The sequence below is a fragment of the Sporomusa sp. genome (genome assembly GCF_057736855.1).
The window spans coordinates 1-9,302 of the sequence record NZ_JBYKYF010000109.1 but is presented as its reverse complement, the minus strand read 5'-3'; the positions used below and the strand labels follow the sequence as shown (position 1 = coordinate 9,302).

Sequence of the window (9,302 nt, the reverse complement as noted above, 5' to 3'; positions counted from 1 at the left end):
GTGACTGACGCGGCGGGATATCCAGTAGCTGGCAGTCTACGATGGGCCTCGGTGGTAAAGGACGGCTTGGTAGTTGATTTCCGTGGGGCTATGGTTATTGTGGAAGAGTTAAAAGCTGAAGTGGAAGAACGGTTGGGTGTCACTCTTGACAAAGGAGCTACCGCTATTCCGCCGGGAACGGTGGGGCGTAATGCAATGGCATGTAGTCATGTTATTGCCGGAGCTGGCCTGGACCCTGTGTGCCAGGTAGACGAACCGGTAGCAGCGGCTAAAGCCCTGGATATTAGTCATGGGATTGTGGTGGATATTGGTGGCGGTACTACCGGTATTGCTGTTTTGCGTAACGGTGAACTGGTTTTTACCGCCGACGAGCCAACTGGAGGCACTCATATGTCGCTGGTTTTATCCGGGGCGTATAAAATTCCGCTGGAAGAAGCAGAGCTGATGAAACGGGACGTTTCCCAGCACCCCAAAATTATGCCGGTTGTGTTGCCTGTTATTGAAAAAATGGCTACTGTAGTAAAACAGATGTTAGCAGGCCGGGAGGAGTTTGCTGATTATCCTGTGTATGTAGTGGGAGGCACTGCCTATTTGCAGGGGTTTGAGAAAGCATTCAGTCAGGCATTTGGCCGGCAGGTCCATGTGCCGCCTCACCCTTTGCTGGTTACTCCGCTGGGAATTGCTATGTTTGGCTAATACTTGTTTTAGGCAAAAACAAGGGAAATAGCACTTTTTTGGCTAAATGCTTTAACATCTTGCGGACGTTACATATCTGGCAGGAGAATTATTTTTTCTATCGAAGTGTGCAAAGTAAGTAAAGATATCATTGCATTTCTGCCATCATACAGGTGCTTCTTATTGCATATGAGGAGAATAGGGAAGTTCGGAAGGATTACATCCTGAAACGACGCGGTCGCGCTACTGTAATCGGGGAGGAACCCTTAACCTATGCCACCGGCAAGCGGGAAGGCCAGAGGGTTCCTACAATCCGTAAGCCAGGAGACCTGCCTGTTTTGACTGTTATTTACCTTCGCGCCAAAGGTAGTACCAGAAGGACAGATTTATGAAAGTAAACCTAGCCCTTTTGGGCTAGGTTTTTGACTATATTCGCTTAAAGCTAGGATCACGCACCATATGATGCTGTACCATTGGTGCTGGGTAGATATAAAATGAGCATAATAGGAGGGATTAGCGTGGATTATGAAGCTAAAGTAGACAATTTAATTAATGGTGCAGCAAAACCGCCAAATAGCTTGGGTTTATTGGAAAAGCTGTTTAAAAAAATGCTATTGGCTTGGGGAACCATGCATCCGGAGGTAAAACCCTATCACTTGATTTTCGCCGCCGATAATGGCATCGTGGAAGAGGGAGTCGTTGATTTTTCTAGCGAAATTACGTACTTGCAGGCAAAACATATGGTAGATGGGCGGGCTGCTATTAGTTGTTTTTGCAAGGCTAATCAGGTTCCGTATGCAGTCATTGATGTCGGTATTAATCATGCAAAATCAGTAGGCATATACCGTCGGGTGGCGCCGGGGACCCAGAATTTTATGAAAGCAGCAGCTATGAATCAGGATGAATTTGACAAGGCTTGGCGCGTTGGCGAGGAGATGGTGGGATATGCTGTTGATACCCATGGTGCTAATTTGATTTCATTTGGTGAAATGGGAATTGGCAATACTACTACTTCTTCAGCCGTGTTGCATGCGATGACTGGCATACTGCCTGAATTTGTTGTCGGTTATGGTGCCAGTGCTCCAAGAACTGAGATTCTGAAGAAAAAATGTTTGGTTGTAGCCAAAGGCGTTGAACGGCACCGAGAAAGCTTTTTCCGGATCGAAGATATTATGCGGTGTGTAGGCGGTTTTGATATTGTGGCTATTTGTGCTGGGATGACAGAATGTGCTAAACGCAATATACCGTTTGTTATTGATGGTTTTATTACTGCCGTAGCCTTTGCCTGCGCTGCCCGTATGAATAAAAAAGTAGAGCGTTACGGACTGCCATCCCATATGTCCAAAGAACCGGGGATGGGCTATGCCTTGTTGTTAGGCAATATTTTGGCTGAGGATGTGCCGATTAAGGCCAACATGGCATTAGGGGAAGGTACGGGAGCGGTTTTAATGGTGTCAATGCTCAAAACTATGGCCTATACCATGTACAATATGGCTAGGCTTTCTGATTTTGATTTAAGTAAGCCGGATCCACAGCAGGTGGTTGTAAGGTAATATTTTGTTGACTGATTGCGATGTATAGCAGGAGTTGACTGCAGTAATAGCCAAAATATCCCCTGACCAGGAACATAGACATGCTAATTTTTCCCATATATTAGGGCTGGCTTGGTAGAAGGGGGGATGTTTTGTGCAAAACTGCACACGGTTTAATCTCGAGGAAATTATCAATCTTCAAAACCTGCAGGAAATACAGAATAAATTTTCGGAAGCTACGGGTATAGCTGCCGTAATTGTGGATGCTAATGGTGCGCCTGTAACCAAACCAAGTAAATTTACTGATTTTTGCTGCTATGTTCGTTCGTTTTCTGAAGGTTTTGAGCGCTGTAAGGCTTGTGATGACCGGGGCGGGCGCAAGGCTATGGAGCAACAACGTCCTGTCATTTATCGCTGCCATAGTGGCCTAACTGATTTTGCTGCTCCCATTATTGTCCAGAATGAATATGTAGGAGCCTTGCTGGCAGGCCAAGTGTTATTAGCGAAGCCAGATTCTGATTCAAAACAAGAAATGTTTAATCGTCTTTTGCCATTAGGTATGGATAAAGAAATTTTATCCGAACTTGTTGATAAAATTGCCATTATCCCGGAGTATCGCTTAAAGGCTGCTGCTGATCTGCTTCATCTTATGGCTAACTATATTGTAGAAATGAGCGCAACCAATTTGATTCAGAAGCAGCTTATGGAAGAGATGAAGGCCAAAGCCGAATTGCAGAATTTGCTCCGGGCAGCAGAATTGAAAGCGCTACAGGCTCAGATTAATCCCCATTTTTTATTTAATGCGCTTAACACGATTGCACGTTTGTCTTTGCTTGAAGGGGCCGAGCGTACCCAAGAAGTGGTCCATTCTCTGTCAGCTCTTCTTCGCACCAATCTAAGAGATCTAGAGGAGATGCGAACCTTAGAGCAAGAAATCAAGTCCATTGAAGATTATCTGAATATCCAGAAGGTGCGATTTGGGGATAGGATTCAGGCAACCATTGATATACAACCAAATCTAATGAAAATATCAATTCCAGCCCTTAGTCTGCAACCATTAGTGGAGAACGCCATTATCCACGGGCTTGAACCGAAAAAAGAGGGTGGACATATTTATATCAGTGGTTATGCTACCAATGACAAAATCATTATCAAAGTATCAGATACTGGGGTGGGAATTCCGCAGGAACAGGTGGGGACTATTTTAAAAAGAGAAAAACGCTCAAGCAAAGGTCATTTGACAGGAATTGGACTGAACAATGTGCATCAGCGTATTCAGCATTATTTTGGTGAACAATATGGTTTGCGCATTGAAAGTAAGGTGGGTCAGGGCACTAATGTGTACCTATTATTACCAGCCTATGGTTAATGAAAATAGAGGAGACTGCTATGTATACCCTTTTGATTGCCGATGACGAACAATTAGAGCGTCAGGCTTTACGCTTTATTATCGAAAAAAGATGTGCTGATGTCCGGGTTATTGGCGAAACTGGTGATGGTAAAAGTGCGGTAAGCATGGCCATTGAGGAGAAACCGGATATTATTCTCATGGATATTCGCATGCCGGAACTTAATGGACTGGAGGCCACCCGCGCTATTCGGACAGTATTGCCCAATACCGCGATTATTATGCTAACAGCATTTGATGAATTCAGCTATGCAAAAGAGGCTCTTTCTATTGGAGCATCAGAGTATTTGTTAAAACCGTTGCATCCTAATGATTTACTGCAGACACTGGCTAATGTTGTCGCCAAAGTTGGTGAACGTAAACGCAGAGAACAGGAAGAAGCTGAATTAAGAAAAACTATAGAACATGCTATGCCGTTTATCAAAAACTCTTTTATTCACGATTTAATTACCGGCAAAATTACTGATTTAGCCAGTTTTCGGGACAGAGCCGATTTTCTGGGAATCAAGGCCGATTCGGGTGTTATCCTGGTTGCTAATATTGATAATTTCAAAAAAATTACCCGAAGCGCCTCTGAGCTGGAGCGGCAGATGGTTAAGCAGCGTGTTTACGAGCATATCTGTGACATTGTCGGTCAGGAGTCGCTGGTTGTTCCGTTTGGCGGCGATGAAATTGTGATTCTGATTGGTTATACGGGCAAGATTGAGCCGCAACAGGTTGAGCCGCATGTCAGAGAGATTGCCCAAAAGATCAGAGATGGGATAACACAATTAGGGATTAGTTTGACGATTGGTATTGGCCGTTATTATGATGATCCGTTGCAGATGCACAAGTCTTATCTGGAGGCCAGCAGCGCTGAACAGCAAAAATTTTATATTGGTGATAATCAAATTATTCATATTGATGATCTGCCACATTTAAGTGAAGTTGCTTTTCGTTATCCTTTCAATTATGAACGCAATCTGTTAGACAAGGTTCGCTGTGGAGAACGTCAGCAGGCCAAGGAAATCCTGCGTCAGCTTTTACGTGAAATTTTTACAGCGCAAGCCAGTATTGAAATGGTAAAAGCCTGCGTATTGGAACTCTTGATTGTGTTATCAAGAGCGGCTGTTGAAGGTGGTGCCAGTTTGGAAAAACTGACACTGCTTAACTTTAACTGCATTAAACAATTGACAGATTGCGCTGACAGGGAAGAAGTACGTAGTTGGATACTTGATGCGTTAGATCAGTTTATGGACAACATGCTGGAAAATCGCACAAGTATGAATGTAAGGCTGATCAATAAGGCGTGTGCGTATATAACCGAAAACTTCCACAAGAGTATCTCCCTCGAAGAGGTCGCCCAAACTGTGCATTTGAGTCCCTACTATTTCAGCCGTATTTTTAAAGCGGCAAAGGGTTGCAATTTTGTTGATTTTTTAACTAAGGTCAGGATTGATAAAGCAAAACAATTGCTGCAGAACCCCGAGCAGACGATTGTACGTGTTGCTGCTGAATCTGGCTACCAAGATGCCAGCTATTTTTGCCGGGTATTTCGTCAGGAAGTAGGGGTTACGCCAAACCAATACCGGGCGCAATTTAAAATCAGCAAGACCAGTCGAAAAACTAAAAAACAAGCAACAAATTCCCAAGACATAACAAAATAATACAATTGGTTTTTTGATAATAGTCAAGTTATGAAATATATGCAAAAAAAGACTGTGAAAACAGTCTTTTTTTGTTTTTGTTTGCAAAATGCTTAGTACTACGACAAATATGTACCATAAAAGCCAGCGGGCTTTGTTCCTATTATCACTATCTACCGGAATGCTCGCAAATATGTCCTGTGATAAGGCAAGTTCATCTCAAGGTAAAATTGCAAAAAAATCTAACTTTTGTATCTGACAATGAAATTTATTCTAACAATTATTGGTCTATAAGCGGGAGTTAGAGCGTCTATGTCTCGAAAGTAAGGCACTCATATCCGCAGGGTTAACATTTGCAGTTAATCTACTTTACAAGGAACTAACAAGCTGAGCAGATTGCGAGGGATAGTCATGGTTCAGGAAAAGCCCAGAGTGGTTCAAGAATATGTACCAGGCAAACAGGTGACCTTAGCCCATCTTATTGCCAATCCAAAGAAAGAACTATGCGAGAAGCTAGGTATAGTAGATACCGGGGCGATTGGTATCTTAACCATTACGCCATGCGAAGCAGCCATTATTGCGGCAGATGCGGCTACTAAAACAGCAGCAGTACAAATCGGGTTTATGGACAGATTCACGGGGTCGGTGGTTATTACTGGTAACGTATCAGCAGTAGAGGCTGCCTTAAAACAGGTCATTAGCTTATTAGCTGACGGCCTTGGGTTTGCAGCCGCTAAAGTAACAAGGTCGTAACAGCCCATGATTATGCTGGTAGGGCCTGTAGGCGCTGGTAAGACCTCGTTGATACATGCACTCAAACACAATGATAATAAGGCTGCTAAGACTTCCAGTATTTGTTTTCATGATAACGCCATTGACACCCCTGGAGAGTATGCGCAAATGCCCCGTTTTTACACCGCACTGGCGGTAACTGCTACCAACGCCAATTTGGTACTTATGGTGCAGGATGCCACTGATTTCCGTATTACCCTTCCGCCCGGTTTTGCCGCCATGTTTCCGCGGCCGGTAGTGGGAGTGGTCACTAAGATAGATGCTCCTGGCGCTGACCAGGAAAAAGCCAAACTTCGCCTCCGGCAAGCAGGAGTTAAAGAGCCTTTTTTCTGCGTTTCTGCTGTTACTGGAGCTGGTTTGGCCGAATTAACCGCATTTTTAAGAGAAAAGGAGGTGTAAATCGTGGGTGAAGCATTGGGCATGATTGAAACCAAAGGGTTGATACCCGCTATTGAAGCTGCTGATGCCATGGTAAAAGCGGCTAATGTAATGTTAGTTGGCTATGAAAAGATTGGTTCAGGCTTGGTTACTGTTATGGTACGTGGTGACGTTGGTGCCGTTAAGGCTGCTGTAGATGCAGGTGCCGTTGCGGCCAAACAAGTTGGAGAGCTTGTTGCTGTACATGTTATTCCTCGTCCTCATAGTGATGTTGAAAAAATTCTTCCTAAACTTAAATAGTCATACATTTGGAGGTGTAATATCATGCAAGAGCAGTTAATTGAAAAGGTAATGGATGAAATTAGAAAACGCATGGAAAATGATGCGCCGTCGGCGCTTAAACAGGAAAGCGCAAAGGTAGCCTGCAATCCGGGAATTACCGAATTTGTCGGTACTGCCATTGGTGACACGGTTGGTTTGGTTATTGCCAATGTAGATTCCATGCTGCATGAAAAAATGAAACTTGATTCTAAATACCGCTCCATTGGTATTCTTGGTGCCCGTACTGGTGCCGGACCGCAGATTATGGCGGCGGATGAAGCCGTAAAAGCCACCAATACCGAAATTGTCTCCATTGAACTGCCTCGTGATACTAAAGGCGGCGCAGGCCATGGTTCGTTAATTATCTTTGGGGCGGAAGAGGTATCAGATGCCCGCCGTGCTGTTGAAGTTGCTCTCAAAGAACTTGACCGTACCTTTGGCGATGTATATGGTAATGCGGCAGGTCACCTGGAACTCCAATATACTGCCCGCGCCAGCTACGCGATTAACAAAGCTTTTGGCGCCCCGATTGGTAAAGCCTTTGGCCTCATTGTTGGCGCACCGGCGGCTATCGGTGTCTTAATGGCCGATGTAGCAGTCAAAACAGCTAGTGTGGAAATCGTCGGTTATTCCAGCCCGGCTGGCGGCACCAGCTATTCTAACGAGGTTATCCTTATGATTACTGGCGATTCCGGCGCCGTTCGTCAGGCGGTACTCTCGGCTAAAGAAGTAGGTTTAAAAGTATTAGAAGCTATGGCTGGTCCGGCTCCGTCGACAACCAAACCGTACATCTAAGAACAGGGGGAATTAACGATGAAGAGATCCAAACGCTTTGAAGTGTTAGAAACCCGCCCTGTCAATCAGGATGGGTTTGTAGCTGAGTGGCCGGAAGTTGGCCTGATGGCCATGGGCAGCCCTAACGATCCTCAGCCCAGCATAAAAATTCAAAACGGTAAAGTCGTTGAGATGGACGGTATTCCGCGTTCTCAGTTTGACTTTATTGATCAGTTTATTGCTGACTATGCCATAGATACCTCGGTTGCAGAGCAGGCCATGGCTATGTCGGATGTGGAAATTGCCAAGATGTTGGCTGACGTCAATGTATCCCGGGAAGAAGTTGTTAAAATAACCCGTGGTTTGACTGCTGCCAAGATTGTTGCTGTACTCAATACGATGAATGTCGTAGAAATGATGATGGCACTGCAAAAAATGCGGGCCAGAAAGATTCCATCCAATCAATGCCATGTAACCAATCCTCAGGACAATCCAGTACTTATTGCTGCTGATGCAGCCGAAGCCGCATTGCGCGGGTTTGACGAAATGGAAACAACCGTAGCGGTTGTGCGGTATGCCCCGTTTAATGCTCTGGCCCTCTTGGTAGGTTCTCAAGTTGGACGCGGCGGTGTACTCACGCAATGCGCGCTGGAAGAAGCTACTGAGCTGCTTTTAGGGATGAGAGGAATTACGGCCTATGCCGAAACCATCTCAGTGTATGGAACTGAAAACGTATTTGTTGATGGTGACGACACTCCTTGGTCCAAAGCCTTCTTAGCGTCTGCATACGCATCCCGCGGGCTAAAAATGCGCTTTACCTCCGGTACCGGATCAGAAGTGCAAATGGGTTATGCTGAAGGCAAATCCATGCTATACCTTGAAGTTCGTTGCATCATGATTGCTAGAGGCGCTGGAGTACAAGGGCTGCAAAACGGCTCAGTAAGCTGCGTAGGCGTTCCGGCGGCTGTTCCTTCCGGTGTTCGTGCAATCCTTGCTGAAAACCTGGCAGCCGCGATGCTGGACCTGGAGGTAGCTTCCAGTAATGACCAGACATTTACTCATTCCGATATTCGCAGAACCGCCCGTACCCTAATGCAACTATTGCCAGGTACTGACTTCATTTGTTCCGGTTATAGCGCTACTCCTAACTATGACAATATGTTTGCCGGTTCCAACTGGGATGTAGATGACTATGATGACTGGAATATACTCCAGCGCGACCTCATGGTTGATGGCGGCCTCAAACCGGTATCAGAAGATAAGGTTATTGCCATCCGCAACAAAGCAGCTAAAGCCATTCAGGCTGTATTCAAAGAGTTAGGTTTCCCGCCAATTACTGATGAAGAAGTGGAAGCAGCTACTTACTGCCATGGCACCAAAGAGATTATTAAACGCAATGTCGTAGAAGATATCAAGGCTGCGGAAGACATGATGAAACGCGGCATTACTGGTATTGATATCGTAAAGGCGCTTGCCAAAAATGGTTTTACCGACGTTGCAGAAAATACGCTAGGTATACTCAAACAACGGATTTCCGGCGACTATCTCCATACCTCGGCTATCCTTGATAAGAATCTCAATGTTATCAGTGCAGTAAACAACAAGAACGACTACCTTGGACCTGGTACAGGCTATCGCCTCAGCAAAGAGCGTTGGGAAGAAATTAAAAATATAATTTTAGAATATAAACTTAAAGATTTTTATAAAATTTTTAAAATTAATGATTAAGTTTGTGATTATTTAGTGTGAAAAATGAAAGTAATTGAAAATTGGTTCAGAGCATCTGATGGAAAAGAT

At 44.7% G+C, this 9,302-nt stretch carries 9 protein-coding genes and 1 riboswitch; all 9 genes read left to right on the top strand.

The genetic code is table 11. The features are described from left to right. Positions 1-696, top strand: a 696-nt coding sequence (eutJ, locus tag AC29Z1_RS08900) for an ethanolamine utilization protein EutJ (RefSeq protein ID WP_488271104.1), incomplete at its 5' end; no start/stop codon positions are given. A 133-nt stretch (positions 697-829) separates the two neighbouring features. Continuing rightward, positions 830-1,026, top strand: a riboswitch (cobalamin riboswitch). 167 nt (positions 1,027-1,193) lie between these two features. Further along, positions 1,194-2,228 (top strand): nicotinate-nucleotide--dimethylbenzimidazole phosphoribosyltransferase, encoded by a 1,035-nt coding sequence (locus tag AC29Z1_RS08895; RefSeq protein WP_488271103.1) that lies wholly within the window; start codon positions 1,194-1,196, stop codon positions 2,226-2,228. A 133-nt stretch (positions 2,229-2,361) separates the two neighbouring features. Then, positions 2,362-3,576 (top strand): sensor histidine kinase, encoded by a 1,215-nt coding sequence (locus AC29Z1_RS08890; RefSeq protein ID WP_488271102.1) that lies wholly within the window; start codon positions 2,362-2,364, stop codon positions 3,574-3,576. Between the two features lie 20 nt (positions 3,577-3,596). Further along, on the top strand, positions 3,597-5,261 hold the full coding sequence (locus tag AC29Z1_RS08885) for a response regulator transcription factor (RefSeq protein ID WP_488271101.1): 1,665 nt from the start codon (positions 3,597-3,599) through the stop codon (positions 5,259-5,261). A 390-nt stretch (positions 5,262-5,651) separates the two neighbouring features. Further along, positions 5,652-5,993, top strand: a complete 342-nt coding sequence (gene eutS, locus AC29Z1_RS08880) for an ethanolamine utilization microcompartment protein EutS (RefSeq protein WP_488271100.1) — start codon at positions 5,652-5,654, stop codon at positions 5,991-5,993. 6 nt (positions 5,994-5,999) lie between these two features. Next, positions 6,000-6,431 (top strand): EutP/PduV family microcompartment system protein, encoded by a 432-nt coding sequence (locus tag AC29Z1_RS08875; RefSeq protein ID WP_488271099.1) that lies wholly within the window; start codon positions 6,000-6,002, stop codon positions 6,429-6,431. Further along, positions 6,432-6,710, top strand: a complete 279-nt coding sequence (pduA, locus tag AC29Z1_RS08870; protein WP_488271105.1) for a propanediol utilization microcompartment protein PduA — start codon at positions 6,432-6,434, stop codon at positions 6,708-6,710. A gap of 24 nt (positions 6,711-6,734) precedes the next feature. Then, positions 6,735-7,526, top strand: coding sequence for a propanediol utilization microcompartment protein PduB (gene pduB / locus AC29Z1_RS08865; protein ID WP_488271098.1), 792 nt, complete (start codon positions 6,735-6,737; stop codon positions 7,524-7,526). Positions 7,527-7,544: 18 nt separating this feature from the next. After that, a complete protein-coding gene (locus tag AC29Z1_RS08860) occupies positions 7,545-9,233 on the top strand; it encodes a propanediol/glycerol family dehydratase large subunit (protein WP_488271097.1) in 1,689 nt (562 codons plus the stop codon). Positions 9,234-9,302 lie beyond the last annotated feature (69 nt).